24 protein-coding genes are annotated in these 25,991 nt (G+C 65.7%); 13 read left to right on the forward strand and 11 right to left on the reverse strand.

The annotated features are described in order from the left end of the window. Positions 1 to 108: 108 nt before the first annotated feature. The 3 genes from ACFWYS_RS15660 to ACFWYS_RS15670 form a co-directional block, all read right to left on the reverse strand. Complete coding sequence (locus tag ACFWYS_RS15660) at positions 109 to 276, reverse strand: hypothetical protein (RefSeq protein ID WP_217458995.1); 168 nt, start codon at positions 274 to 276, stop codon at positions 109 to 111. A gap of 147 nt (positions 277 to 423) precedes the next feature. After that, entirely contained in the window at positions 424 to 696 is a 273-nt protein-coding gene (locus ACFWYS_RS15665) for a hypothetical protein (protein WP_384768019.1), read from the reverse strand. Between the two features lie 44 nt (positions 697 to 740). After that, the gene (locus ACFWYS_RS15670; RefSeq protein ID WP_384768022.1) at positions 741 to 1,232 is read right to left on the reverse strand and encodes an ATP-binding protein; all 492 of its coding nucleotides are present in this window, start codon (positions 1,230 to 1,232) and stop codon (positions 741 to 743) included. A gap of 252 nt (positions 1,233 to 1,484) precedes the next feature. Here ACFWYS_RS15670 and ACFWYS_RS15675 point away from each other — a divergent pair, with 252 nt between their 5' ends. Continuing rightward, the gene (locus tag ACFWYS_RS15675; protein WP_384768026.1) at positions 1,485 to 2,828 is read left to right on the forward strand and encodes a transcriptional regulator; all 1,344 of its coding nucleotides are present in this window, start codon (positions 1,485 to 1,487) and stop codon (positions 2,826 to 2,828) included. A gap of 72 nt (positions 2,829 to 2,900) precedes the next feature. Then, complete coding sequence (locus ACFWYS_RS15680; protein ID WP_384768029.1) at positions 2,901 to 4,070, forward strand: serine hydrolase domain-containing protein; 1,170 nt, start codon at positions 2,901 to 2,903, stop codon at positions 4,068 to 4,070. A 519-nt stretch (positions 4,071 to 4,589) separates the two neighbouring features. Here ACFWYS_RS15680 and ACFWYS_RS15685 read toward each other — a convergent pair. Further along, positions 4,590 to 4,799: a DUF397 domain-containing protein gene (locus tag ACFWYS_RS15685; RefSeq protein ID WP_384768032.1), complete on the reverse strand. Its 210-nt coding sequence runs from the start codon at positions 4,797 to 4,799 to the stop codon at positions 4,590 to 4,592. Then, positions 4,800 to 5,645: a helix-turn-helix domain-containing protein gene (locus ACFWYS_RS15690; RefSeq protein ID WP_384768035.1), complete on the reverse strand. Its 846-nt coding sequence runs from the start codon at positions 5,643 to 5,645 to the stop codon at positions 4,800 to 4,802. A 218-nt stretch (positions 5,646 to 5,863) separates the two neighbouring features. Between ACFWYS_RS15690 and ACFWYS_RS15695 the strand changes: the two genes are divergently transcribed. The 3 genes from ACFWYS_RS15695 (at position 5,864) to ACFWYS_RS15705 (ending at position 8,777) form a co-directional block, all read left to right on the forward strand. Next, complete coding sequence (locus tag ACFWYS_RS15695) at positions 5,864 to 6,496, forward strand: ATP-binding protein (RefSeq protein WP_384768038.1); 633 nt, start codon at positions 5,864 to 5,866, stop codon at positions 6,494 to 6,496. 145 nt (positions 6,497 to 6,641) lie between these two features. Then, positions 6,642 to 8,060: a PIN-like domain-containing protein gene (locus ACFWYS_RS15700; RefSeq protein WP_384768040.1), complete on the forward strand. Its 1,419-nt coding sequence runs from the start codon at positions 6,642 to 6,644 to the stop codon at positions 8,058 to 8,060. 123 nt (positions 8,061 to 8,183) lie between these two features. Beyond that, positions 8,184 to 8,777 (forward strand): hypothetical protein, encoded by a 594-nt coding sequence (locus ACFWYS_RS15705; protein ID WP_384768043.1) that lies wholly within the window; start codon positions 8,184 to 8,186, stop codon positions 8,775 to 8,777. Between the two features lie 55 nt (positions 8,778 to 8,832). On the opposite strand, the gene ACFWYS_RS15710 is transcribed toward ACFWYS_RS15705, so the two are convergent. Further along, positions 8,833 to 10,257: a DNA cytosine methyltransferase gene (locus ACFWYS_RS15710; RefSeq protein ID WP_384768046.1), complete on the reverse strand. Its 1,425-nt coding sequence runs from the start codon at positions 10,255 to 10,257 to the stop codon at positions 8,833 to 8,835. Positions 10,258 to 10,446: 189 nt separating this feature from the next. Continuing rightward, complete coding sequence (locus ACFWYS_RS15715; RefSeq protein WP_384768048.1) at positions 10,447 to 11,136, reverse strand: hypothetical protein; 690 nt, start codon at positions 11,134 to 11,136, stop codon at positions 10,447 to 10,449. A 119-nt stretch (positions 11,137 to 11,255) separates the two neighbouring features. Here ACFWYS_RS15715 and ACFWYS_RS15720 point away from each other — a divergent pair, with 119 nt between their 5' ends. The 3 genes from ACFWYS_RS15720 to ACFWYS_RS15730 all read left to right on the forward strand — a co-directional run bounded on the left by ACFWYS_RS15720 (position 11,256) and on the right by ACFWYS_RS15730 (position 15,344). Next, entirely contained in the window at positions 11,256 to 12,665 is a 1,410-nt protein-coding gene (locus tag ACFWYS_RS15720; RefSeq protein WP_384768050.1) for a transcriptional regulator, read from the forward strand. Beyond that, complete coding sequence (locus tag ACFWYS_RS15725) at positions 12,665 to 14,509, forward strand: DEAD/DEAH box helicase (protein ID WP_384768053.1); 1,845 nt, start codon at positions 12,665 to 12,667, stop codon at positions 14,507 to 14,509. The genes ACFWYS_RS15720 and ACFWYS_RS15725 overlap by 1 nt, the downstream gene beginning before the upstream one ends. Positions 14,510 to 14,732: 223 nt before the next feature. After that, on the forward strand, positions 14,733 to 15,344 hold the full coding sequence (locus ACFWYS_RS15730) for a protein NO VEIN domain-containing protein (protein ID WP_384768055.1): 612 nt from the start codon (positions 14,733 to 14,735) through the stop codon (positions 15,342 to 15,344). A 37-nt stretch (positions 15,345 to 15,381) separates the two neighbouring features. On the opposite strand, the gene ACFWYS_RS15735 is transcribed toward ACFWYS_RS15730, so the two are convergent. Together ACFWYS_RS15735 and ACFWYS_RS15740 are read right to left on the reverse strand one after the other, a co-directional pair. After that, entirely contained in the window at positions 15,382 to 17,388 is a 2,007-nt protein-coding gene (locus ACFWYS_RS15735; protein ID WP_384768058.1) for a DUF262 domain-containing protein, read from the reverse strand. Between the two features lie 236 nt (positions 17,389 to 17,624). Continuing rightward, the gene (locus tag ACFWYS_RS15740; protein ID WP_384768060.1) at positions 17,625 to 18,092 is read right to left on the reverse strand and encodes a very short patch repair endonuclease; all 468 of its coding nucleotides are present in this window, start codon (positions 18,090 to 18,092) and stop codon (positions 17,625 to 17,627) included. Between the two features lie 733 nt (positions 18,093 to 18,825). Here ACFWYS_RS15740 and ACFWYS_RS15745 point away from each other — a divergent pair. Both ACFWYS_RS15745 and ACFWYS_RS15750 read left to right on the forward strand, forming a co-directional pair. Further along, positions 18,826 to 19,563 carry a DUF222 domain-containing protein gene (locus tag ACFWYS_RS15745; RefSeq protein ID WP_384768063.1) on the forward strand — a complete coding sequence of 246 codons (738 nt, stop codon included), beginning with the start codon at positions 18,826 to 18,828 and terminating at the stop codon, positions 19,561 to 19,563. Positions 19,564 to 19,671: 108 nt separating this feature from the next. Then, positions 19,672 to 20,154 carry an HNH endonuclease signature motif containing protein gene (locus ACFWYS_RS15750; protein ID WP_384768065.1) on the forward strand — a complete coding sequence of 161 codons (483 nt, stop codon included), beginning with the start codon at positions 19,672 to 19,674 and terminating at the stop codon, positions 20,152 to 20,154. Positions 20,155 to 20,207: 53 nt separating this feature from the next. Here ACFWYS_RS15750 and ACFWYS_RS15755 read toward each other — a convergent pair whose 3' ends face one another. Next, a complete protein-coding gene (locus ACFWYS_RS15755; protein ID WP_384768067.1) occupies positions 20,208 to 21,230 on the reverse strand; it encodes a hypothetical protein in 1,023 nt (340 codons plus the stop codon). Between the two features lie 479 nt (positions 21,231 to 21,709). Between ACFWYS_RS15755 and ACFWYS_RS15760 the strand changes: the two genes are divergently transcribed. Both ACFWYS_RS15760 and ACFWYS_RS15765 read left to right on the forward strand, forming a co-directional pair. Next, the gene (locus ACFWYS_RS15760) at positions 21,710 to 22,651 is read left to right on the forward strand and encodes a helix-turn-helix domain-containing protein (RefSeq protein ID WP_384768070.1); all 942 of its coding nucleotides are present in this window, start codon (positions 21,710 to 21,712) and stop codon (positions 22,649 to 22,651) included. Between the two features lie 185 nt (positions 22,652 to 22,836). After that, positions 22,837 to 23,271, forward strand: coding sequence for a hypothetical protein (locus ACFWYS_RS15765; protein WP_384768073.1), 435 nt, complete (start codon positions 22,837 to 22,839; stop codon positions 23,269 to 23,271). 144 nt (positions 23,272 to 23,415) lie between these two features. On the opposite strand, the gene ACFWYS_RS15770 is transcribed toward ACFWYS_RS15765, so the two are convergent. After that, positions 23,416 to 24,888 (reverse strand): beta-1,6-galactanase, encoded by a 1,473-nt coding sequence (locus tag ACFWYS_RS15770; protein ID WP_384768076.1) that lies wholly within the window; start codon positions 24,886 to 24,888, stop codon positions 23,416 to 23,418. A gap of 273 nt (positions 24,889 to 25,161) precedes the next feature. Between ACFWYS_RS15770 and ACFWYS_RS15775 the strand changes: the two genes are divergently transcribed. After that, complete coding sequence (locus ACFWYS_RS15775) at positions 25,162 to 25,983, forward strand: class E sortase (RefSeq protein ID WP_384768079.1); 822 nt, start codon at positions 25,162 to 25,164, stop codon at positions 25,981 to 25,983. Positions 25,984 to 25,991 lie beyond the last annotated feature (8 nt).

A 25,991-nucleotide genomic window follows, 5' to 3' on the forward strand; every position in this document is an offset into this window, starting at 1 on the left:
GTTTTAAACCTGGGTTTCACATGGGGCCACCCTGTGGGGTGGGCGCCTTGTGGGGGGGGCGGGGGGGGGGGGGGGGCCCCCCCGCGGCCCCCCCACACCGCTTGGTGCCTACTCGCTGTCGTGCAGGTTGCCGTCGCCACCGGGCCACGGCGCGTCGCCGGAGCTGCCCTGGTTGTCCGACCGGAGGCTGTCGTAACGGTCGTGGACGGCGGTCAGCTCCTTCACCGCCACCAGGAGGCTGCTCCGGGCGGGAGGCGGTGTCGTGGGCTCTGTCACCTCGTGCTCCTTCCTTTTCGGTTCTCCCGCCAGGGCTCTGGCGGGAGGTTGATGGCCGCTCCACGGCCGTGGGAGACGTGAGTTGCCGTGGGGCGGCGGTCATTGGACGTGCGATGAGCGGCAGTCCGGCGCCAGGGACAGGGCGGATCAGCGGTGATTCGGAAGACCGCCGACGTCCTCGCGCATGTTGATCTCCAGAACACGCTGGTCCAGGTCATACAGACAGGCACGGCAGGCGTAGAGGGCCGCGTGCATGCCGCTCGACCGGACGGGCCCGATCCACGTCACCTCGACGTCGTCACGTCCGCACCACAGCCAGCACTCGCCGCGGGCCTGCCATTCGTGGCGATCCCATAGCGCGTAATCAGTGGGCTGCCTGGTGACGGGGTCGATGTCGCGGCGGGTGGGCCGGAAGACCACGTCGGGATCAGGAAGTGGATTCGCTCGTAAAGCGTGCCGTCCCATCACGCGACCGCCAGAGTGAGCGGACCAGGCTCGGCTACCACGCCACGCTTCGGCCGTGCCGCGAATAGCCTGCGCAGAACGGCTGCGCGGATGACGGGGGCAGCCTTAGGAAGCGCGATCTCCGCCCATACGCGCTTCCCCTGGCCAACAGGCTCCCAGGCACACCGAGAAGCGAGAAGGTCGACCAATACCAGGCCGCGCCCGCTCTCGTCGTCGGCCTGGGCACAACTCGTCTGCGGAGCAGCGGGATTGTCATCGAGCACGTCGATCACCAAGCGGCCGGGGCGGTGGTACAGCGAGACGGTGACGGGCCCTTCCCCATGGATCACGGCGTTGGCGATGAGTTCGGATGCGACAAGGCGGATCGCGTCAGCTGTGTCGTCGTTCAACGGCACACCCCACGCACGCACCTTGTCGACGACCGTGCGCCGGGCAAGGGAGACTTCCCTTTCCTCACCCGCGAGGACGAACCGATGGGCGAGCGTGGGCATGGCGGACGCCTCCGAGGAGTTGGAGAGCGGCTCCGCCCCCGACGGGGAAACAGGAGCGGAGCCGCCGACTGAGAACCGTTACGTGAGCTGTCGCGATCGCGGGGCTCCGTGGACGGCTGATACTCAGTCAACGGCCCTATCCAGCAAGGCGGAACGTTTCTAGGGGGTTCCTCATGGGGACGCCCACCCCGTACGCGGCCACGCGAAGTAGCCTCCCCAATACGCCGCGAGGAGAATGACGGGAGTGATGACATGCCTGGTGAACCGTTGGCGGCCCACCCGCTGAGCTTCCTCCGCCAGACGCGCGGATGGGGGAAGGCGGAGTTCGCCCGGCTCATGCAGGCACACGGGAGATCGCTCGGAATCCCACTCGCCACCAACCGGACCACCGTCTGGAAGTGGGAGCAGGGGCAAGAGCCGGACGCGGACGCCCAGCGCGTACTCGCCGACCTACTGTGCGTCCCGTACGAGCAGGCGCGGAGGGAAGGATGGCCCCGGTGGCTGCCGGTCTGGGAGGTCACGGGACTCACCGCCCCGTGGACCGAGGCCGGTACCGTTGAGGCGTTGTCCGAACTCGTGGGGAGTGGCCGCATGGATCGCCGGGGCTTTCTCACCATCACCGGCGTTGCCCTGACGGGCCTCGCGGCGAGCTGGGTGGACGCGCCGTCCGCCTTCGCCTCGGCCCTGGGCGGGGATCAGGTCACGGACACGATGGTCTCGACGATCGAGCAGCGCATCAGCACGCTGCGCACCCTCGACGACCAGCTCGGCGGCGCCACACTCCTGGAACAGGCACGTGGCGATCTCGCCCTCGTCACCGGCCTCCTGAGCACCGGCAGATACACGGAGAGCATCCGAATCCGCCTCTATGCCCTGGCAGCCCGGGTGTCCCACCTGACCGGCTGGATGGCCTACGACGCCGGGCTGCGCTCCGTCGGCCAGCGCTACTACGTCGGGGCCCTGCGCAGCGCCCGTACGGCCGGAGACGACGCGTTCGGCGCCTTCATCCTCGCGGAGATGGGAGTCCACGTCTCTGAGGCCGGACGGACCGCCGAACGCGTCGCCCTCATCTCCACCGCCATCGACAACGCCCCTCGAACGCTGTCGCCGTACACCCAGTCCTTCCTCTACCTGCACAAGGCCGAGGCGCTGTCTCGCGACGGTGACCACGCGAAGGCCGGAGCAGCGCTCAACCGCGCCGTGTCCCACTGGGAGCGCCACACGACGGAGGAAGACCCGGACTGGCTCGACTGGTTCGGCGAGGCTCAGCTGAAGTCGACCGAGGGAAAGGTCCTGCTGCGGTCCGGGCAGGTGGAGCGCGCGACGGGCTCCCTGGAGACCTCCGTAAAGAGCGCGGCCCCTCGGGACAAGGCCGTACGCTCCAGCCGCCTGGCCGAGGCCCGGCTCGCCGGCGGCGACCTGGACGGGGCGCTCGACGCCGCGAACTACGGCACCGAACTCCTGGAGAGCAGTGTCAGTTCCGTACGGGCGCTGGACCGCTTGAAGGAGTTCTCTGCACACCTCGAACCGCGCAAGTCCGTCCCCGCTGTCCGTGAGTTCCGCGAGCGCCTTCAGGCCGTGCCCGTCGCGGCGTGACCGTCACCTCTCGGACTTCGAGGCCGAACCCACCCCCTCGGAGCACCTAGTCCGAATGCCAGGATGGACGGCATGACGACGATCCACGGTGAGGTCGCGGCTGGGTTCGAACCGGTGCGTGAGGCGTTCGCGGCGAACTTCTCCCAGCACGGGGACATCGGTGCGGCGGTGTGCGTGTACCAGTACGGCCGACCGGTGGTGGACCTGTGGGGCGGCGTCGCCGATCCCGAAACCGGACGGCCGTGGACACGGGACACCCTGCAACTCGTCTACTCGGCGACCAAGGGAGCCACCGCGACCGCAGCACACATGCTGGCCGAGCGCGGTGCGCTGGACCTGGACGCGCCAGTGGCGAAGTACTGGCCGGAGTTCGCCGCGAACGGCAAGGCGGACATCCTGGTGCGCTGGCTGCTGACCCACCAGGCCGGCTTGATCACACTGGACCAGCCCGTCCCGCTGGACGAGGCGTTGGCCTGGCACCCCATGGCAGCCGCACTGGCCGCTCAGCGCCCCCAGTGGACTCCGGGCACGGCGCACGGATACCACGGCCGGACCTGGGGCTGGCTTGTCGGCGAAGTGATCCGCCGGGTATCCGGCCAGACGCCGGGCCGCTTCCTCACCGACGAGATCGCCGCCCCCCTCGGACTGGACTTCTTCATCGGACTGCCAGCGGATCAACGAGACCGGGTCAGCCGCATGGTGTACCAGCGACCGGCCGTCGACCTCACCGCCGTACCCGCCGAGTCGATTCCTGAGGAACTCCGCGAACTCGTCGCCGCCTGGCGGGACCCCAAGTCGTTCAGCAACAGGGCGTACGCAGTCACCGACCCAGCCGAGATCGACTTCGATTCGCCCGAGGTGCAGGCCGCGGAACTCCCAGCCTCCAACGGCGTCGGTACCGCACGCGCTCTGGCACGCATGTATGCCGCGCTGATCGGCGAGGTGGACGGCCTGCGCCTACTTACGCCGGGAAATCTAGAGTCTGCGACCAAGGAGCAGGCTGGCGGGAAAGACCAGGTATTGCTGATCCCCAGCCGTTTCAGCACCGGATACATGCTGCCCACCGAGACCAACCCCATGACTGGCCAGAATGCCTTCGGCCACACCGGCCGGGGGGGCTCACTCGGCTTCGCCGACCCGGAACATGGCGTCGCTTTCGGTTACGTCATGAACAACATCATCGGCGGCGACGATGTGCGTGCGGCATCGCTGGTAAACGCAGTGCGAAGGGCACTGCCATAGCCCGTTCGGGGCAGGTCCTTTACTGTCCGATACGGCAGGAACATGACCGTGGCGGGGTAGATCGCATTCTCCCGGCTGACGGCCAGGTATTCGTAGTCTTCGATGTGCAGCGTCTGCAGTAGCAGCGAGGTCCCGGCGACTACCGACTGCACGTCCATGCCCGCGGCCGAGATACCGCAGTCGACCTCGCCCCCGGCAGAGAACCTGGTGATCCACACCCGGGTCACCCTCACCGCCGCCGAGGGCCGGGGGAGGTCACCGAGTGGTACCTCGTCCGGGCCTGGTCGGCACCCGCCCAGGCAGCGGCGGTGATGCGTACGGAGCGTCAGCCCGCAGCCGCTGAGCATGACTGACCCGTATGCCCGCCCACCCCTTTCGCGTGGGTGAGCAGACACGTCTGGACCCGGCCGAAGTCACCGGGCTCTGGGCTGCGCAGTCGGAGTCTGCGCCAGAGCCGCGTGAGGCCTGAACTGGCTCCTCGGGACATTCCAAGGTCCCAACAGGCTCAAGCTAACTGCCTCATTTATCAGGTATGCACCGCGCGCTCGCCACGAAGCTGCTCCATGCTTCCGCTGATATAGCAATAAGGGGACTTTTTGAGCGCTTAGAGTCTCGTATCAGCACGCCGACGGGGATGACCGCGGCCTCCACACACTCCGTCGCGTTGCCACCGCTGTACGAGGACTTGAACCAAGTCAGGCCGGAGATGGTGTGGGGATCGGCGGGCATCTACAACTCCTTGCGGGCGCGATGGATCACGGCGGAGGAGGCCTCCATGTCCAACGCTTGTGCCCGGAGGTACTCGAACGCAAGTCTGTATCGGTCCAGTTCCTCGTCCTTCTCCAGGAAGAGGGAGCCGGTGTGGAAGTCGACGTACACCACGTCGAGAGCGGGCTCAGTGCCACCGATGATGACGAAGCTGCCGAGCGCTGCGGCATGGGCGCCCTTGGAGAAAGGCAGCATCTGAAGCGTGATGTGAGGAGACTCGTTCGCTTCGAGCAGCCGGTCTAGCTGTTCCTTCATCGTCTGAGGTGACCCGACGACACGGCGGATCACGGACTCATCGAGGATCGCCCACAGGTGAAGTGGTTTCGGTCGGGTAAGAATCTCCTGGCGCTTCATGCGGATGTCGACGAGCCGCTCGATCTCGGCTGCCTCCAGCGGTACTTCGTTGGCTCTCTGGAGTGCTGTGCTGTAGGCGCGTGTCTGCAGGAGACCGGGAACGTAGACGCAGGAGAAGTGACTCTCTCGTACCGCTTCGTCCTCAAGCGTGAGCAGCAGGTTCATACTCTCCGGAATGGAGTCGGCGAATGAACTCCACCAGCCCTGCTGTTTGGCGTCCTTCGCCAGCCCGACAACTGCCCCGCGTTCGGCATCAGTTGCGCCGTACTCACGGCACAGCGCATCCACAACGATCCACTTGACCGGCCCGGCTTGCGTCTCGTACCTGCTAACCGTCGCCTTGGAAACGCCGACAAGGCCCCCGGCCTCCTCAAGGGTCAGCCCCTTGCGGGCTCGCAACTTGCGCATCATCGCGCCAAGTTGACGGCGGCGGGTCGTGGTCCGTTCGGACATGTGGCTCCTTCGCCATGAGCCGGGCAGCAGGCCCGGAGATGCCCATCAGGCTAGGCAGCGCCGAAGCAGACCCACCATCAGATTCACCCGATAGATTCTCATGAGAAGTTACACAGTGAGAGTTCTCTATGTCATGCTCGCTCACAGATCGCTACGCAATGCAGCCGTACGGATACGGCAGGCGCAGCATGTGCGTGGCTTGGGAGGGAGGAGTGGCCATGCGTGGCTACGAAGTCACCGGTTCCCGACTCCGCTGTGTCCTGCCTTTCGAGGCGGCGCCGACCGAAGTGGGCCTGCTGCGGAGAGCTACCGCCAAGCAGCTGAGCCGGTGGGGCATGCCCGTGGCCGCCGACGAAGCAGAGCTGCTCGTCACGGAGTTGGCCACGAACGTCGTCAAGCACGTCGGAGAGGGCGTCTCGGCGACCTTGATCCTGGAATGGAGAGGGGAGCGGCTCCGCCTTGAAGTCCACGACAAGAGCCGGGTGGTGCCATCGCTCACCATGGCGGGCGGCGATGGGGAGCGCGGCCGCGGCCTGTATCTGCTTGCGGCCGTTGCGCTGGATTGGGGCACGACGCTGACTGCGGCAGGTAAGGCCGTCTGGTGTGAGATCGCGACGGGGGAGAGCCGTGTCTGCCGACGTCTTGAGCGCGCCGCCGAGGCGCTGGAGCAGTACCAGGGGGCAAACGGCGGCATTGCTCTGCGAGGCAGGGGGCGGGAGGCGGGTCTTGATGAGTCGGCGGTCGAGTTGATCGCGGACTTGCTTCACTGGACCGCCGCCCGGGGGCATGATCCTGACGACATTCTCGACCGCGCTCAAATGCACTTCGAAGCCGAAGCGGACGCGGCCTAGTCGTCGTAGGCCACAGGCGACAATCCGGACGGAATGCTCCTCTCGTGGAGCATTCCTCTCCAGGCAATCTAGCCTGCTCCCCACCTTGCTACTGTGCCAGGGATGATCTCAGGATGAGATCGCACGAGTCCAGGGGGGAGCCGGTATGGAAGATCCGGCACTGATTCAGCGGTTCCACGCTTGGCTTCAGCCCGTGCCGTCGCCACAGGACACCGCACGCCTCGTCTTCTTCCAGGATGCTTTGATTGTTCTGGACACCAACGTGCTGCTCAGTCTGTACGAGTACACGGCAGAGTCCCGAGAGGAAGTCCTCACGGCCCTGAGTCAGGTCTCGGAGCGCCTGTGGATGCCATACCAAGTGGGTCTTGAGTTCGTCCGCGGACGCCGTGGCGTACTGGAATCGCGTAAACGGGTCCTCGGTGACGCCGCGAAGTCCGTCAACGCCAAACTGACAACCGCATGCCAGGCGATTATCGCAGCGAAGGACACCGTGCGGGCTCAGCTTGAGAAGTATGCGAGAGCGCCGGGCGAGATCGAGGCCCTGGAACAGTTGGTTAGCGAGGCGGCTGTCAACGAGCACCTCACCGTGTACCGCGACGCGTTTAAGGCTCACTTGGACATGCTCAAAACCGGGCACGATCTTACACCCGTGAAGGTCGATACGGCCGATCCGATCCTGCCTCAGGTCGCGGACCTCTATGGGGACCGCGTCGGTCACCAGCCCGATGACCAGTTGCTCCAACAGCGACTGGATGAAGCCGTAGTTTTCAGGTTCCCCAACCAGATTCCGCCGGGATTTAAGGACTTTGGCAAGGGCACACCGCTGAAAGCGGCTGGCGACTTCCTGATATGGGAGGAAGTGATCGAGCAGGCTGCACTCCTGCCGGAGGGGAGTCGCCGCGTGCTCTTCGTGTCCAACGATGTGAAAGAGGACTGGTACGACACCAGCAACGGCAAGCAGCGCCCCTGGCCGGCTCTGTTGGACGAGATTCAGCGCCGAGCCGGCGCCGAGCTACGCCTTGAGACTCCGCCGGACTTCTATGCGGGTGTTGGCGAGTATCTGAATGCGGAGCTTGCAGAGGACACTTACGCAGAGATCCGGCGCGTGTCCGAGACGTTCACCCCACCGGGGCTGGATGACGGCACAGTGGTCACGGCAAGCGCGGCTGCGAAGATTGCCCCGCCCGGCGGATTGCCGGTCACTGCCTATCGGTCCGCTGGACTCGCCTCCTCGGTTCTACGCACCAAGATGGAGTCTCTGGAACCAGAGGATCGCCTTGCGCAGTGGTGGCTAATCGGTGTCACGGCACAGCTGCAGCGGCGGCAAGCCACCGACGGGGAGCCTGAGGTCGACATCGTTGCGGCCACACGGGGCGGCGACGCACCAGCACCTGATTGGAAGCCCGGCACGGTGCTGCCATCCGGGGAATGGATCCATCGCGAGTCGTCGTGGATCTCGCCGTGGTTCCTCGATCTGCTGGGCTCCTCGCCGACGGCTGATCGTGGAATCCTGAGCGCGCTGGCCTCCGAGCAGGCCGCAGAAAACCAACGCCCAACGCATTGACCGAACTTGCGGGGGCGGATCCCCGATGACTGATTACGGGCGGACTGAAGATCGGCGCATGGGCTCACTGCCTCGCACCGATCGTCGTCGTCTCCGCTCCCACGACGAAGAAGGGATGCTGCTGTGCCTGCAGCGAACGAGGAGCAGTATGAGGCGTGGAAGAGTCTCAAGCCGACGTCGGCCTTTGCGGTGCGGGAGCTGAGGTCTGCCTTCGAGGATGACGGCTCCTCGCCGGACGACCTCATCGACGCCTATCTGTTCGCGAAGCGGCACCTTGCTCAGTCCATGCAGGCTTTGCTGCTGTCGCAACTGCCCTCTGAGTGCCTGGAGTTCGCTGAACTACGGGCCCGCATTGAGGCAGAAATGAGGAACCGTTACGCCGACAGGGTTCCTGAGCGGTTCCTCAAGGTCCCCTACGGCAGCAACGTGCATGAACTCCTGTTCATGATCCTTCTTCGTGCTCTCGGCGCGCCAGTCGACAGCGACAGGCTCCGCGTCGTGACCGGGGACAAGACCCATTCAGAGCGACGTGCGAGAGAACTTCGCGAGCTGGGCTTCAACCTCACGACGTCTGAGGTGGATGGGAGCCAGTTCTACACCTTGGTCGACTTGGAGATCGACTACACGAAGGTGCCGGAACTCGTAGCGAAAGTCATCAACAAATCGACCCTTGCTCAGGCACAAAAGAACAGCTTGATAGCCAGGCTCACCGACTAGCCCCTCCAACTGCGGGACGGTGCCCTTGCCTAGCGCTGTCCCGCAGACACCATTATTAGCTGATCTTGGCCCGGTGCAGGGTGAACAGATCGTGCCGCTGATGGTCGTCCTGGCCGGTGAACGCCTTGAACTCACCGAGAGCGTAAGCGATGGCACCGTTGGAACGGGGAGTCATCGTCACCGCAAAGTCGTGAGCGAGATGGTTCAAGCGCCGTTCGACGTCCGGCTGCTCAAGGGCAGTGCCCAGCTTGGCGAGCTTCTCGATGATCTGGTCGACAGTCAGAGGGCGGTCAAGACCACGGAGCAGCTTGTACACGGGATCCAAGACCCGGTCGGTGTTCTCTACGAGGGTCTTGCGTTCGCCCTCCTGGTGGATGGCCTTCCGGACAGCCACTCCAAGTGCTTTGGCAACGGGCGGAGGGAATGCGTTACCGATCTGCCGATACACAGAAGTCTTACGCCCATGGAATCTCCAGCGGAACTCGCCGTTTGCGGCCGAGCTGTTGTCCGCAGGCGGTTCGATGTCGTGCCAACCCTGGATTCGGGCAACCATGTCAGTGGTGAGCTTGGGGCCCGGGACTCCTTCCGGAGCCCGCCACCCTCTCTCTGGGGCTGCGTTGGCAACACCCATGGCGTCCACACCGAGCTCTGCCCACGCCCGCTTGGCCCGGGTGGGACCCAGGTCCGCACCGCCGTGTTTCTTGGAGCCGCCGACGATCGTTGGCGCGATGTCATTGGCCTTCTTGACCCACTCGGAGACTTGGTCTTGCTCCCAGCCGTTGCTTGCCATGAGGTCTTCGAGGAGCTCCCCCACAGTGGGTGGCCTTTCCTCGTGTGGCGTCGGCCACTCAAAGTACTCCGCAAACTCCCGTTTGAGAGCAACCAGCACGAATCGTGGCCGCAATTGGGAGACGCCGAATTCGTTGGCGTGGAGAAGTTTCCAGTCACCGATGTAGCCATACTCGTGCAGCCGATCCAGTACATGCTGCCGATAGGCCGTGAACCGATTGGCGCTGAGCCCTCGTACGTTCTCAAGAAGGAGAGCCTTCGGCTGGATTTCGCCGCAGAGTTCCACTGCCCAGGCAAAGAGATCGCGCTCGTCGTTAGCGCCCAACTGCTTGCCTGCGATACTGAACGGTGGGCATGGCACACCGCCAGCGAGTAGATCGATTTCCTTGTCTTTGTACTCTGAAGGCTTCCAGGTGCTGGGGTCTGCGACGTCGCCAACCGCTACCGTGTCTGCCGCCTCCTCTTTGCTGTAGCCGAGGACTTCTTGCAGATTGCGGCGCAGCGTAGTCGCGGCGTTCTCATCGAGCTCCACTGCGACTCGGTGGCGAAATCCTGCCCGCTCCAACCCTAGGGTCTGGCCTCCGGCGCCCGCACAGATCTCGACGACCTCGAGCTGCCTGTCGCGCTCTGGCGCCGTCATTCGATCTCCTTTCAGGCGCGCCGGCCAGGCCAGCGCGGTGCCGAGTATCATGCGCTCGGCTCACTATCACAGGGGGAACCCGCTTGAACACAGATCCAGCAGCAGCACCCTAGCCGCCGGTCTTCGCTGACGGCACCTGGTTGGGTAGGTGTGCCAGATAGAAGTGTGAAGTCTACGGTGGCCCGCTGAGTCACAGGACACCCACCTGTCCCAACGGTTCCCCCTGCAGCCGAGAAACGATCACTCTTCCAGGGCGGCCCGTACTTCATCGCGGGCATCGGCCGGGAGCCGCCGGTAGGAGTTCCAAGCCCTATCCAGTGGAGTGGAACCACGCCGTCCGCGCTCGATCCACCGGAGTAGTCGCCTCCGTTCGCCTGGGTCGAGGTCGAGGATATCGGCCACGATTTCATCGGCGCGGGCAGGCTGGCCGCTACTTCCCGCGCGGCATCGCTTGCATTCCGTGACGAGCAGGGTCTGCTCCCGGCCATCGGGAAGTACGGTCTCGCGACGGGTGACGGAGAGCACAGCAGTCTGGTTCGAGTCGTCCAGGTAGGCCTCGCCGCCAGAGATACCGCAAATACTGCACATGTAGTCGTCGCGGGCCAGGACCGCCTGCTTCTCCTTGTTGGAGATGGCCTTCTGCGGTGCTGCGGCACGGCGGGCCGCATGATCCCAGACAGGGACACCTGCCTTGACGAAGCGCTGGTCCTCAGCGGCCAGCCTCGCATCGTCGGAGTTGGTGAAGAGGACCCAGCTGTAGTCGCGGAGATCTCGTATGCGCCGGTCAGCTTGCGAGATCCCCGGAAACGCCTCGCGAACCTGCTCCTTGGTGAAGGTGTTGCCCTCGCCGACCACTTGGACGAGCCAGAGAGCTGCGCGGACCATGGTGCCGGCCTTGAACTCAGGGTCGTTCCAAGCAGGCAGTGCCACCTCGGGCTCCGTTCTCCAAGTGATCGAGAAGTCGATTGTGAGGCATGGGCACACCGGCTGTCAGCCGGTGCTGCCATGATGCTGGGACACACTGCGTCTGGTTCCTGGAGGCTCTGGCTATGGCTGTGAAGTTCGGCGTCCCGCCCGAGGGCGAGAAGATTCGCTCACTGGTGGACGAGCGGCTGAAACAGGCCATGGCCGAGGATGGCGCGAAGGTCAGCGTGGAATGGCGCGGTGAGCAGAAGCACCTGCACGTCATCTCGATGCCCGTCGACATGCTCTACTTCAACCCAGACACGCACCGCATCCGGGCGCAGCGCACCCTGAACCCGGAGCGCAATAGGGTCCTGGAGGAAGAGCCGTGGAGTGAGGCCGGGCAAACGTATCTGCACGACCTGCTGCGTTGCCGCCCCTCGAACCCGAACCAGACTGACCCTGACTACACGGCGCTTCAGGACGAGCTCGATGACGTGGGGCAGCGGGAGCCCGGAATCATTAGTCCGGATGGCATCCTCGTCGACGGGAATACCCGCTGCGCAGCGCTGAAGGACCTGGGCATCAGGGATATCCGGGTTGGTGTGCTCCCTGCGGATACGTCACGCCGCGATATCAACAGCGTTGAGCTCGCACTGCAGCTGCGCCGTGACAAGCGTCGCGAGTACTCGTACATCAACCGTCTTATTGCGATCGAGGACGAGCTTGCGGACGGCCGCCGCGAAGAGGACGTGGCACGTGACTTCAACATCAAGAAAACCACACTCCAGCAGGACCGCTGGGTCTACCAGTTGATCAACGATGCGATCGACCGCAGCCGGACGACGAACGGCGCTGTCCTCCGGCTCGTCGACTTCGAGGACCACCAGGAGAAGCTCCGCGAGCTGCACCGCGACTACACCAAGCTCGCTAAGACAGACCGTGATGCTGCCGAGCAGCTGAAGGAATCGCGCTTGGCGATGGTGGTCCTGAACTACGCCAAGACGACTGTGCGCCTGGCAGAAGCTGACTTCCACAGCCGCTATCTGGAAGAGCGGCTGCCCGCTGAACTGAGGCCCGCAGCCCAGGAGTCTGCCGCAGTGTCGATCCCTGGCCTGGCAGGTGTTGCGATTCCAGATGCCACTGCAGCAGTGAAGACCACCCGTGCGCTCACGGATGCCTTGCTCCAGGCCAAAGCAGCGGCGCAAGCTGGCGACACTCTGGACGCGGTGGCCGTGACACAGGCTGATGCGCTCATCAAAACGGCACGCAAGACATTCGACGCTGCCGTCAAGCTGGCTGGGGCGAACGCAGAACTCCAGAAGCGTCAGGTAGCCGTTCCAGAGCGTCTGACAGACGCTGCTGATTACGTGAATCAGTGTGCCGCCGAGTTCGCCGAAGCCAAGGCCAAGCGTGCGCTGGACGAGGACGCGTTTGACGATGCGCTCCTCACGCTCAAAGCCAGCCTTGCCCGGCTCGCGAAGCAAGCTGGGCGCACCTTCAGCTCCCCGGGCAACGGAGTCGCCTGGCTGCTCGACTCGACGCGGGAGAACTGATGGCAGGGCAGTCCCCTGCGCCAAGCCTGGAGATTGGGTTCGGCGACGGTGTGACCCGCGCGCGGCTCCGGGCTGGTACTGGCTACGAGGGTGAGCTCCGCCGTCTTGCTCTTCGGTTCCAGAGCAGTGTTCAGCGCTCGCCAGGAACCATGGAGGTCGAGATTGACGACCTCCTGACGAACCTGGTGGCACTCGCTACCTGGCCCGAGCCCAACCGTGTCACCTGGGACCCTCAACTGGCGGCACTGGCGACGGATTCCGCTGTCGACGCGCAGACCGTCGCCAAACGTCTGGATCCGACGGCAGGTCCAGACGGGGAAGTCGACCCTGACGAAGTCGATAGTCGGCTCGGTCCCGAGTGGGTAGCGGATCTCACCACTTTCCAGCGTCGGGACATCGCCAAGCTGCTGTCCTTGCGCCATGGCGCCAATTTCTCTGTCCCCGGCGCCGGCAAAACCCGCGTCGGTCTAGCCATTTTTCATGCACTAAGACGTGCCAAGGGCATTGAGCGACTTCTCATCGTCGGTCCGAAGTCTTGCTACGAGTCCTGGGTGTACGAGAACCAGCAATGCCTGAGTGATCCCCTGCGCATGGATGTGTTCTCCAAAGACGCTGATCCGGCCGCCGATGCCCTCATCGTCAATTATGAGAGGTTGCGCCAGGACGGCGTCGTAAATGAACTCGGCCAATGGCTAGCTGCGCGACCGTCCATGTTGCTGCTCGATGAAGCCCACCGGATGAAGCGAGGAGCAGACGGAACGGATGGCGCAGCTTGCCTCGCACTCGGGCCGCGCAGTAGGCACCGTCTGATTCTTACTGGTACGCCGGCTCCAAACGGTGTCAAGGATCTGGAGAACCTGTTCGGCTTCGTGTGGCCAGGCCATGGGCGCCAGAAAGTCATCCAGGCCGTGGCCGGCGGGGACCTCGCCAAGGCAAGCCAGGTCCTGCGCCCTTTGTTCACCCGCACCACCAAAGGTGAGCTCGGATTGCCGCCTGTGTCCACGAACTTGCGGACAGTTCCTATGCCGCCCCTCCACCAGGAGGTTTACGAGGCGCTCGTCGGCCGGTTCTCCGCTCGTGCTGCTGGCGCTGAAGGCGATTTCCTTGCACTCGGCAAAATCATCGTTTACATGCTGATGGCGGCAACCAGCCCCGCGCTGCTTGCTGTCGGGACCACACGGTATGAACCACTGTCGTACCGAGTACCTCCGCTCTCCGTGCCTGAGGGCACACCGCTCTTCGATTTGATGCGGGATCTTCCGAGTTACGAGATGTCACCGAAGTACCGTGAGGTGCTCGCCATCGTCAGCAGAAACGCAGCTCAAGGACGTAAGACGCTCGTCTGGTCAACTTTTGTGCGGAGTCTCAACACGCTGGAGAACATGCTGAGCGAGTATTCGCCTGCCTTGGTCTACGGCGGTATCGGCGACACCGAACGTGAGGAGGCTCTCAAGCGGTTCCGGCAAGACCCTGGCTGCATGGTCCTGTTGTCCAACCCAGGCACTCTCGGCGAAGGCATCAGCTTGCACCACCACTGCCATGACGCCGTCTACGTGGACCGCGATTTCGCGGCTGGCCGCTTCCTCCAGAGCCTCGACCGTATTCACCGGCTCGGTCTCGCTCCCGAAACGGAGACGCGAATCACGGTGCTGGCTTCAGAAGGCACGATCGATGAAATTGTTGATCAACGGCTCAGTGACAAGCTGAAGTTCATGGGGAGCATCCTTGATGACCCTGCTGTGCAGCAGCTGGCCGACCTTGAGGAAGAGCCCGCTGTCGGTGGTGGCCTGGACCACCGAGACCTTCAGGCGCTGATGGGTCATCTCCGTGCCCGTGCCGCCTGAACCAGTCCTGCGTGCGGCCATCCGCTGGCTGGAGAGGATCCCAGCCAGCGGCGTTGCGCGTGTCCGTGCCCTGTTCACTACGCACAGCGAATTCAGTGATATCACTCCAACTCAGTACGACGCGGCCTACACATGGATCCGGGAGACGGGGCTCCTGGAGGTGCCTCACGGGGGCGTACCTGTGCAATTTAGGGTCTTTGATGCCGCAATAGCTCATAGCGGCGTGCCCTGGTTCCAGGATGCCGACCTTCTCGTTCGCAGACCGGACGAACTACCCGAGGATGCTCTCCGTGCTGCGGAGACACTAGGCCTTACGCAAGAAGAGGCATACGCGCAGATAACTGCCGTGTGGGGCAAAGTTGACACCGAAAAGCGTTCGCAAATCGGCTCAGCCGGAGAACTCGCGCTTGTTGAACTGCTCTCTGAGTCAGCTGAAGGCCGGGTGGAACACGTCGCGGCCTGGTCCGACGGTTACGGCTACGACATCTTTATTGATGCATATCGGCACTCCGCTCACTTGGAAGTGAAGACTACGGTCCGCGTAGGTCGGCTCACCGTCTACATCTCTCGCAACGAGTACGAGACCATGTTGCGTGACCCGGCTTGGGAGCTGGTGACAGTCCGCCTGACTCCGGAAATGAAACTCGCGGCGGTGGCCGCATTGCCAAAGGAATGGATTGCTGATCACGTCCCCTCGGACCGCACTGCCCGGGGGCGGTGGGAGTCGTGCCGACTCGATGTGCCGCCAGAAGTACCCGTTCCGGGCATCCCGAGCATCGCGCCGATACTCGTCGCAACCGCGCCCGCTCTGCTCAGGGGAGCGCCCGTACGCTAGCTGGTGTGCTGCTGACAGTGCTGTCGGTGATGGAAGTTCAGGCCTCATGCACTCCTGCGTCTGAGAGGAGAAACTCGTCCGGTTTGGCAGGCCATTGGTCGTCATCGGGTTCGGGGCACTCAGCTAGGGACTGCGCATCCTCGAACGCGTCCTTGACCGCAGTGCGCCACTGATCGAGCGACCCGCGGATGACGAACGGTCCGAGTCCGAAGGTCACGCTGCCCTCATCGTCGATACGCAATGGGGCAGTCTCACCGCCGACGGGGACATCGCTCGCCAGGCCAGTGGCGGCAGCGTCAAGCGCTGCTTCGAAATCCGTGGGGTCAATCCATCCGATCCAGCTCTGCCCGTCGACTTTCGCCTCCGCTGCCAGCACGCTTCGGCCAGCTCCGGTATAGCCGGCGAGTACGAGCGACTGCGATACGGAGGCCTGGGCTGCCATGTCGTCCTCGACCAGGAAACCTGGACGGAACCGGTCGAGCAGCGCAGTAATCCGTTCTGCCAGCAGGGCCCTTCGGGCGGCCAGAAAGTCCCGGTATCCCTCGGCTTCCAGAACGGCAGGGTCGTTCGGAATTACATGAGCGGTGCGGTCGCTGGGCCCCACGCCCTGCATGTAGGCAGCGGGAGAACGGCTGCCGATGATGTTCTTCGCTGTCTGCTCAGACACGAAGACGACGTTTGCAAGTTCGTTTATCTCGGCGGATGAATATTTGCTGCTGTGGTTTCGCAGCTTCGTGGCGGGGTGCACAAGGCTGTATTGCGGCTTGCCGGACTTATCGACACTCTCCGAGATGGGGCCGCCATCCCACCAGTCAGTAGCGCCTGCATGGGCTGCCGCTAGGTAGCAGAACATCAAGTACGGGCTTTGGTGGTTGCGGCCGGCCAGGTCGCTGGCGGTTATAGAGAGGCCACGATCGCGGATTCCCAGGTTCGCGAGCAGCGCTGCTACAGGATCTTCCGCATCGAGCATTCTGATGTCCTGGGTCAGCGTGGTGTCTGTGGAACCTCCGTACCGGTTGCGGGCGGTAGCAGCTAGGAACCAGTACAGAAGGCCATTTTCGACTTCCTTGGCGACCTTTGCCCCGTGAGGCTGTTGCCCGCAGTAGAGGATCAGCGGATGGAGCGCAGCCAGTGACGGGATCAGGGCTGTCGTCGGGATGAGGAGGTTCTCCTCAAGGAGTGGCACGACATGGGCAAGCCCTCGTTGGACCTTCACCCATCCGGCCTCGACCGTTTCCCTGCTGGCAGCGGTTAGCTTCGCCACTGATGCAAGTCGCGTGCCCGTTGTTGACAGACTCAAGGTCAGAGCCTTGATGAGGAAGTTGACGTCGAGAGCTCCGTACCCGCGCTCGGCCCAGCGAGCTGATTCCGCTTCCAGCTGTCCTAGGAAACCGGGGGTGCGTGCGGAGAGTGTCGCGAGCGCGAGGTCCGTGGTCTTGAGTGCTCGTCCACCGCTATTCACGCGGACGAAGATGTCGGCGACTTCCTCATACCCGAACTCGTGCAGCACTTCCATGTGGAAGTCACGCTGGGTGATCTTCTGCAATGCGCTGAGCCGACGCCCGATCTCCGGCTCGGGGATAGCGAGCCCAGCCCCCTTCAGCTCGCCATGAATCGCGAACATGTCGGCATCGGGACCAACGACGTCGTAGACCTTAATCCACTTTCTGTTCCGCCGGGTAGCGGCACTCTGGTTCTGGAAGGCCTCTGATTCGATGTTGAAGACGACCTGGGCTTCTGGATGATCGGTCAGGACCCGGAAGAGTGAGGTGAGCCGCTGCTGCCCGTCCAGCAGGTAGAGGGGCATGACGCTCGGCAGGGCTTGGGGCGCCCCAATCGCGGCCTCCCGGGTCTCGGCGAGCTGGTCGGTCTTCCAGAAGAGAAGCGAGCCAGCCGGGTACCCGCGATACAGCGACTCGATGAGCCTGGCGACCTGCGATGCCTTCCAAACGTAGCCACGCTGGATCTCGGGGAGCATGATCTCTCCGGCCGCGATCTGCGTGATGAGTGTCCGGACGTCGCGGTTTGTGCGCTCAACCGCCACCTTGCCCCCCGGTGTTCCGCGCGGTGACGACTGGACAGTCAGCCCTCACTCTGCCTCGATGCGAGCCCGGCTGGCCGACTTCCCCCACAGAAGCCGCTTTTGACACCGCGCTTGCTGGAGACAGCGTAGGGGAGGAAGAAAGGGGCTGTGGCCTGGACTCTTACATCATTTGCGAAGCAATTGGATGGGAGGCGCTTGGCTGGAGAGCCCGTAGCCGCTGACAGGAGCTGGCTGCGTCAACGCGACGCCTTGCGTTGGCTCGTCCTTCTGTCAGCCACTGCGTTGTAGACGGCGAGTGCGCAGCCTTCCGCCGACTCGTGTTCCCAGAAGCGGAGCACCAGCCAACCCGCATCCGTGAGCCGCTGATCAGTGTCCCGGTCCCGCTCCATGTTGCGCAGGACTTTCTCGGACCAGTAACCAGAGTTTGTCTTCGGCGGGACGTAGTGATCCGGGCAACCGTGCCAGTAGCACCCGTCGACGAAGACCGCGACTTTGGTCGGGCCGAACACCATGTCCGCGGTCCGGCGAAGGTCTGGCAGGGGACGTGCACCAACGCGGTACCTCAGCCCACGAGCATGGACTAGACGTCTGAGCAGTTTCTCAGGCTTCGTGTCACGGCTTCGGATCGCCTGCATATTGCGGCGCCGGGCTGCGGATGAAGCCCAGGAACCTTCTGGTGCTACCCACACAGGATCTTCGGACACACCAGAGAGGGTAGTCGGGTGTGCGGTGTATGGGTGCGGGATCCCGCAGGGGCGACTGCATGGTCCTGAGGCCACAAGTCACTACTGATGTTGTTGGCGCCGCTGAGAGCCGACCACACCTGGACAGAGATCTTTGGTGCCGTTGGGGCCGCCCGCTTCTTGGTCAGTGTCGTGCTTCCGCGGGCCGCGTCAAGGGCGCTTCACTCCGCTTCACTCCGCTGCGCTGCGTTCCGCGTCGGCTGCGCCGATGGCCCTCTGGGCCACCCTTGACCCGGCCCGCTCCAGCACGGGAGAGAAGCGAGCGGGCGGCCCGGAGGGGCGGGTGGCCCAGGTTGGTTGGCGGGTTGGGTCGGCTGAGCGGTGGGGCGGGGTTGGGGGCGCGTCCGTGTCTCGGGGGCACGCCGGGCTGGTCAAGCGGCGTGCGGCTGGTGGGTGGGGTGGCGCGATCGCACTGGGTGGCGTTCGGTCGGCCTGGCGGCAGTCCGTCGGTGGGTGGGCGCGGGTGACGGGTGGAGGGGGCCTGGTGGACTGGCGGCATTCCGTTGGGTGTGGCGGCCCATGGCTCGGCGGGTGGGCTGGGTCTGTCCGCGTCTGGGATTGGGAATGGTTCACCCTTTCGGTCATTGCATTGACCTGGCATTATCACTCTGAGTAAGCGACAATTGCAGTGTCGATTCGCTGGGGCTTGTGGCGAGTTTGGTGTGCCGTAGTGGGGCTGGGAGCGGGTGGTGTCGTGCTGTCCGGGCCGTTGGATGAATCGGTGGCGGGGCTGCGGGAGCAGGGGCCGTCGGCTCAGACCGCGGGGCTGCTGGACGGGCTTGATCCGGCGAAGTTGTCGGCTCGGGGGCGGATTGATGCGCTTGTCGTGCTGGAGCAGCATCTCGCCTGGCTGCAGGCCATGCAGGTTCAGGGGCTCGCTGCGATCGCCGCGCACAGTGAGATCCCCGAGGAGATGATCCTGGCGGCGGGCGGGAAGCTGCATGACGTGTTCGCCGCTGACTGGGACACGGCCGTGGAGGACGTGGCGTGTGCGCTGCGGTTGGCCAACCTGACCGCTGCGCGGCGGCTGGAGGCTGCTGCACTGCTGGCTGACCGGCATGAGACCACCACCCGCCTGCTTGCCGACGGGCAGATCTCCTACATTCAGGCGCAGACCCTTGCCGAGCAACTGGCAGTCGTCGACGACAGCGTCGCTGATCAGGTCGAGCGGGTCATGGCGGCCAAGATACCCAGCCAGGCCGCCGGACAGACCCGGGCCGCGCTGCGCAGGGAGATCCACCGCGCCGATCCGGAGGGGGCAGAAGAGCGTCATCAGCGGCGGGTGCGTGAGCGGGGTATCAGGCACTATCCGCAGGATGACGGAATGGCGCTCTTCGGGGCGGTGCTGCCTGCCCAGCAGGCTGCTCTTATGGAGCAGGCCGTCGAGAACCGGGCCCAGGGTTACGTCGAAGACGGGCGCAGCCTGGAGTAGAAGCGGGTCGATGCGCTCTTCGACCTGGTCGTCAATCGGCCCGGTGCGATGGGTGGTTCAGATGCGGGGAGGGGAGGTGAGACGGGGCGGTCTGGTGTTGTGGTGCAGGTGACGTTGCCCTTCGACATCCTCGTGGGGGATGAGGACGGGCCCGCCGAGCTCAAGGGGTACGGGCCCATCGCCGCCTCGCAGGCCCGGGCGCTTGCCTTTGCTCCGGGCACTGTCTGGCGGAGGTTGCTCACCGCGCCCGAGACCGGGCTGCTCATCAAGACCGACCCCACCACCTATCGGCCCACCGCCGAGACCGAACGGCATGTGATCGCCCGGGATCAGCACTGCGCGTTCCCCAGCTGCCGGATGCCTGCGCACCGTTGCGATCTTGACCATGTGCGGCCGTTCGATCATCGGCATCCGGAGCGTGGTGGGCAGACCGTGCCGGACAACTTGCAGCCGCTGTGCCGTCGACATCATCGGCTCAAGACCCACCATCCAGGGTGGAGAGTCACCAGGGATGCGCACACCGGGACCACCACTTGGACCGCGCCCACGGGGCACACGTACGCCAACTCGCCGCCGGTCTACCGAGAGTGAGTCGGCGTGCGTGCTATGAGCGAGGAGCGACGTCGGGGAGTGGGGCAGCTACCTCAGCCTTGCAGCTCCGCCCCATGACAGCCGCCGTACGTTTCCCCCGACCCACACCAACACCCCGCCCCCCGCTGCGGCGGCCAAGCAACCGCCCGCCCCCGCGCCGCCAGCGTCGTCGCGTACTGCGGCAGCAGTGTCGCGTCGTCCGGCGATGCCCCCTCCGACGCAGCGAAGGCCTCGTACGACGGGACCGTTCCCGTCACGATCCCCAGGTTCGGGGTGCCCGAAGACGACAGCTCTCGCAGGGACGCCTCTATCGTCGCCAGGTGCTCCTCATGCGTGAGGTACTCGGCCGACAGCGACGGGTACGCCGTCACCAGTTCCGCCAGCTCGCCCGCCGTCCAGTGCAGCACCGCCACCGGGAACGGGCGGGACAGTGCCTCCCGATACGCGCCCAGTTCCGCGCGTAGCCGTGAGATCTCCGCCTCCAGCTCCGCCGGGTTGTCCGAGCCCAGGGACCACACCCGCTTGGGGTCGTGGAGTTCGTCCAGGGAGACCGGCATCGAGTGGAGGGTGTCGGCCAGGGCGTCCCATTCGTCGTGGGGCAGGCCCAGCATGCGGCGGACCCGGTGGCGGCCGAAGAGGAGGGGGTGGGTGGCGTACGGGGGTTCCGATACGTCTGTCAGGAGGAGCCGTGCGCCCTCCGTGAACGTCTCCTGTGCCTGCTCAAGCTCGTCGTGGGACTCCAGGGCCTCCGCGACGATCACCCACGGTGCCGGGTCCCGGGGGGAGGCCGCTCGGACGCCCTCGATGATCGCCCTCGCCTCCGCCTCGTGGCCGTACTCCCAGAGGTTGGACGCCTTGAGGGCTCGTACCAGGTACGGAGTCTCCAAGGTGACGGAGGACGACAGCAGGCGGTCGTAGAGCGCGGTCGCGGCGGGGCGGTCGCCGGACAGTTCCAGGTGGGCCGCGGCCTGGAGGAGCAGGGCCTCGGCGTCCTCGGGGTAGAGGCCGGCGGTTCGCTCCAGGCGTGCCGCTTCGGCGGGGTGGTCGACGTTCTCGGCAGGCGTGTCGGGGCGCATGAGGGACACCGTACTGCCGGGCGGTGACAAAGGGAGAGGTATCTGCTGGCCAGTGCGGTCGGGGGGTGGGTTGGTGGGCTGGTTCGACTCGTTCCGCCGGCGGGCTGGGGCGGTCCTGGCGGACGTGGCCTCCAGGCTTCGGTTGCCGGTTGCACCGGCGGTCCTCACCGTCCTGGTGCTCGGGGCGGCCCCGCGGCGCGCCTGTGTCGCTCAAGCCTCATGCCCTCGGGCCCGCGCCTGCTATACCCGTGCCTGCTACACGAGGTGGTTCACGCTTGAGTCACGCCTGCCGTCGGGGCGGCCCGACTCGCCGGCGTCCGGTGCGTCCGTCGCATGCCGGGCGCCCGCGCCGTAGTGCCGTCGCGGCATGGAACCGGGGCGTCCAGTACACCGTGTACCGCCTGGTGAGAGCCCTTTGACCGCGGGTTCAGAAACGGGGAACGAGTGTGTTGGACGAGATGGTGTTCCGGAGTGACGAAGTGGCTGTGCCGGACCGGTTCGACTACTGGGTCGAGCTGTTGGGCCGTGCCCATGCCCCCATGGAACTGCGCAGCGACCACGCCGACGACTTCCGGGCCTCCCAGCGTGTGCTGGACCTCGGTGCCGTCACCGTGTGGTCCGGAGCCTTCCAGTCGCAGGTCTTCCGGCGGACGTCGAAGCTGATCCGGCAGTCCGACCCCGAGGCGTACAACTTGTCGTTCATCCTCCACGGGACCGGGACGGGCATGTGGCGGCACCGGGAAACCCGGTACAAGCCGCACGACTTGTTCATCACCTCCACCTCGCTGCCGAACGAGATCCACAGCAGCGGGGACCCGGTCACGACGGTGGCGGTCGAGGTTCCCAAGGCTCTGCTGCCGCTGTCGCGCGACATGGCCGGCCGGATCGTCGGGGCGCCGGTGTCGGGCCGTGAGGGGATGGGTGCCCTGCTGGCGGGGTTCCTCACCCAGCTGACCGCGGATACGGCCGCGTACCAGCCCGCCGACCGGCCCCGGCTGCGCACCGTCCTGGTCGATCTGGTCGCCGCGCTCTTCGCCCACCTGCTGGAGACCGGCGACAGCCTCCCCCCGGAGACCCGCCAACGGGCCCTGACCCTGCGTATCCAGGCGTTCATCCGGGAGCACCTGCACGACCCGCGCCTGACCCCGGCCGGGATCGCCGCCGCGCACCATATCTCCACCAGCTATCTGCACCGGCTCTTCCGCGGGGAAGACGCCACAGTCGCCGCCTGGATCCGCCGCCTGCGCCTGGAGGCGGCCCGCCGAGACCTCACCGAGCCGGCGCTCCACGCCACCCCCATCCACGCCATTGCCGCACGCTGGGGATTCCCGCGCGCGACCGACTTCAGCCGCGCTTACCGCGCCGCCTATGGCACGACCCCCCAGGATCACCGGCACCAGGCCTTCCGGGGGGACGAGTGAACGCATTGCCAACTCGGTTGTGCACGCTGCGCTCACGACGCACCGGCCGCATCCCGGCATCCTGGAAGGACGTTCACCGATGGCTCGGAGGCCGCCCCGGTCCAGCCGGCGGCCACCGCCCACGACTTCACGACTTGATACGGGGACAACCAGCTATGGCATCCATCCTCGCGCGTACTGCCGCTGTGGCAGGCGCCGCAATCATCACCGCCGCCGTCTTCACCTCACCCGCCGTCGCCGACTCCAACCGTCCGCTTGCCCCGAAGGCCGCGGCCGGGATTCCCGACGTCACCTTCGGTTCCCGCGCCGAGCAGCTCGGCGACGGCACCATCTGGGCCAAGAACCGCTACGGAGACGTCATCGCCGAAGCCCACTGGCAGGCCGACCCCGGCGGCACCATGTACCCCAAGGGCGACACCCTCTACGTCTCCGACTTCATGTCCGACGGCCTCGACCCGCGTGGCGAGGCGTCCATAGGCATCAAGATCAGCCCCAGCGGAATGGGCGACCGCGTCCAGAAGACCAAGGACGTCAGGGAAGGCACCAGGCTCTCCATCAACCTGTGCATCTCCAACTCCTCGACCACCCTGTGCTCGCCCGGCCTTGGCGTGAACGCCTAGATCTGGTGGGGGAGCGGCGCCTGAGCCCTGAGTGTCCTGCCGTACGGCGGCATGCAGGGTTCGGCGCCGGCTCCCTGCTCCGTCCTCAGATTTCCGACACTCAGATTTCCGACACTCAGATCTTCACCCTCGGATCCCCGACTCTCAGATCACGACCCCGTCGATCTGCAACGTCTGCACGGCCTTCGCCGCGAACGGCACCGCCACCGACTTCCCGCTCAGGAAGGTGTTGGAGTACGACCGGTACTGGTCCCCGCCCGTCGTCACCGTGTTCCAGCGCGGGACCAGGCCGCCGGAGCCGCCGGAGACCGTGGTGAAGCGGGACAGGTCGAAGGTGAGGGTCTGGGCGGAGGTGGAGGTGTTCACGGCGACGATCACCAGGCGGCGCGCGGACGCGTCGTAGGCCGCCGCCGCGTAGCTCACGCCCGTGTCGAGGATGCGCATGCCCGGGCGGATGTGGCGGCTGAACTGCGCCATCACGTAGTACTTGGTCTGGACGGTGGTCGGCTGGAGGGTGTTCGCGTCGTACGCGATCATCGCCCAGCCCGTCGACGGGTCCATGACCTGCCAGTAGCACCAGGCCGTCGGGTGCAGCCAGCGGAAGTCGTAGCAGAGGTTGGAGGCCAGGGTGAGGCCGCTGCCGTCGCTGTCGCCCGTCTCCGAGTTCCACAGCTTCTTGCCGGACGTCGTCACCACGTCCGTGTAGAGCAGGTCGCGGCGGCCGCCCGAGCCCTGGTAGCCGTGCACGTTGACCTGGTTGACCAGGGCCTTGGTGGCGGAGTTGAAGGAGGACCAGGTCGAACGGGCCGTGTCGTAGTTCGTCTCGTCGGAGGCCGAGATGCGTACGCCCGTCAGGCCGCGCTTGTCCAGCTCGCTGCGCATGTACGGGAGTACGGCCGCCTGGACCGCCGGGTCCATGTGGCAGCCCTCCTGCGTGCCGGTGGCGGTCCACCAGCTGGAGGCCGGCTCGTTGAAGGGGTCGACCGTCGCGAAGTTCACGCCCCAGTTCGACTTCGCGTACAACGCCGTCGCCGCCAGATGCGACGCGTGCTGGCGGTAGTTCCAGGTCTGGAGGTTGTTGCCGCCGCCCGCCGCGCCGGACGGGTTGTGGTTGGAACACATCCACCACATGGGGGAGTTGGCGAACAGCTCCGTCGTCGCGCCCCGCTGCGTCGCCTTCACCAGCATCGCGCGCTGGTTGGCGTCCGCCGTCCACTTCCAGGCGGAGGAGGTGGGGTCCTCGTTGTTCCAGTCCTGCCAGAAGCCCTCGATCTGCTTGAAGCCGGGGATGTTGGCCGACTCGGCCATCGACTCGCCGTTCACCGTGTTCCAGCTGCACGCGCCGAGGTTGTAGCGGGCGATGTTGAGGCCGAGGCCGGGCAGGGTCGTGCCGTTGTAGGTCACCGAGTTGGTGGTGAAGAAGGCGTCGGCGAAGTCGTTCCGGTTGCCGAAGACGTTGGCCCACCAGGCCAGGGACGTGCCCCAGCCCTCCCAGGTGCCGTACGACGTGCCGGGGTTGACGGCGATCGTCGCGTCCGCGTGTGCGGTGCCCGTCGCCAGGGCGCTGCCGACAAGTGCGCCGCCGGTCGCCGCCAGCAGAGTTCTGCGTCGGATCATGACTTCTCCGCTTCGCTCAACGGCCGGTCGTCGTCGTACCGGCGTCGTGGCCTGTCCCGTACATGCCGACAGGAAGCATCGGGTGTGGCGCGTGAGGTTGTCGAGGGTTCCGACAGCCCTTTCTCAAACCTGTGGAGGAAGTGTTCGAAGGGCCGGACGCGCAGGGCTCCGATGCGCGGCGGGCTCGCATGGGTGCGGCGGGCGTGCATGGGTCTGGAGACCTCGGGCTTCGGCCCTTATCGTGCGGGCGGCCCCGGTGAAGGAGGCTCACGGATGGTGCGGGTTCGCGTCGTGCGGCACAGCGGGCTTCGGCGGCGTGCGCTGCGGCGGCGTGCGCTGTGGGGTGGCGGGGAGGTGCTCGTCACCGTCGGGGTGGTGCTTCTGCTGCTGGTCGTGCATCAGGTGTGGTGGACCAACCGGGAGGCCAGGGCAGGGGCCGACCGGGAGGTCCGGGCGCTGGAGCGGGCCTGGGGCGGCGGAGGAGGCGGAGGCGGCGGCGACGGCGATTCCGGTACGGCCGTACCGGCGACGTCGGCCACGCCCGTGCCCTCGCCCGACAGCGCGCCCGGCTCATCCGGCTCGGCCGGGTCGTCCGCCGGCACCGGGCGTCGCTCCGCCGCCGAGTCGTCGCCGACCCCCGACTGGTCCCGGGCCTACGCCATCCTCACCATCCCTCGCCTCCACCTCCGCGTCCCCGTCGCCGAGGGCGTCAGCAAGAGCGGCGTCCTCAACAAGGGCTACGTCGGCCACTACCCCGGCACCCAGCAGCCGGGCCAGGCGGGCAACTTCGCCCTCGCCGGGCACCGCAACACCCACGGCGAGCCCTTCCGGTACGTCAACCGGCTCGCTCGCGGGGACACGGTCAGGGTCGAGACGCGGAGCGCGACGTACACGTACGCCGTCGACCGGACCCTGCCGCAGACCGCCGCCCATGACGGAAGCGTCGTCCGCCCGATCCCGCGCTCCACGGTCAGGCCGGGCCACGGCTACACCGAACCCGGGTACTACCTCACCCTCACCACCTGCACGCCGGAGTACACGTCGAAGTACCGGCTGGTGGTGTGGGGGAAACTGGTCTCCATGCGGCCCCGGTAACATCGGGA

Origin of the sequence: Streptomyces sp. NPDC059010, assembly GCF_042740355.1 — a bacterium.
GTDB lineage: Bacteria > Actinomycetota > Actinomycetes > Streptomycetales > Streptomycetaceae > Streptomyces.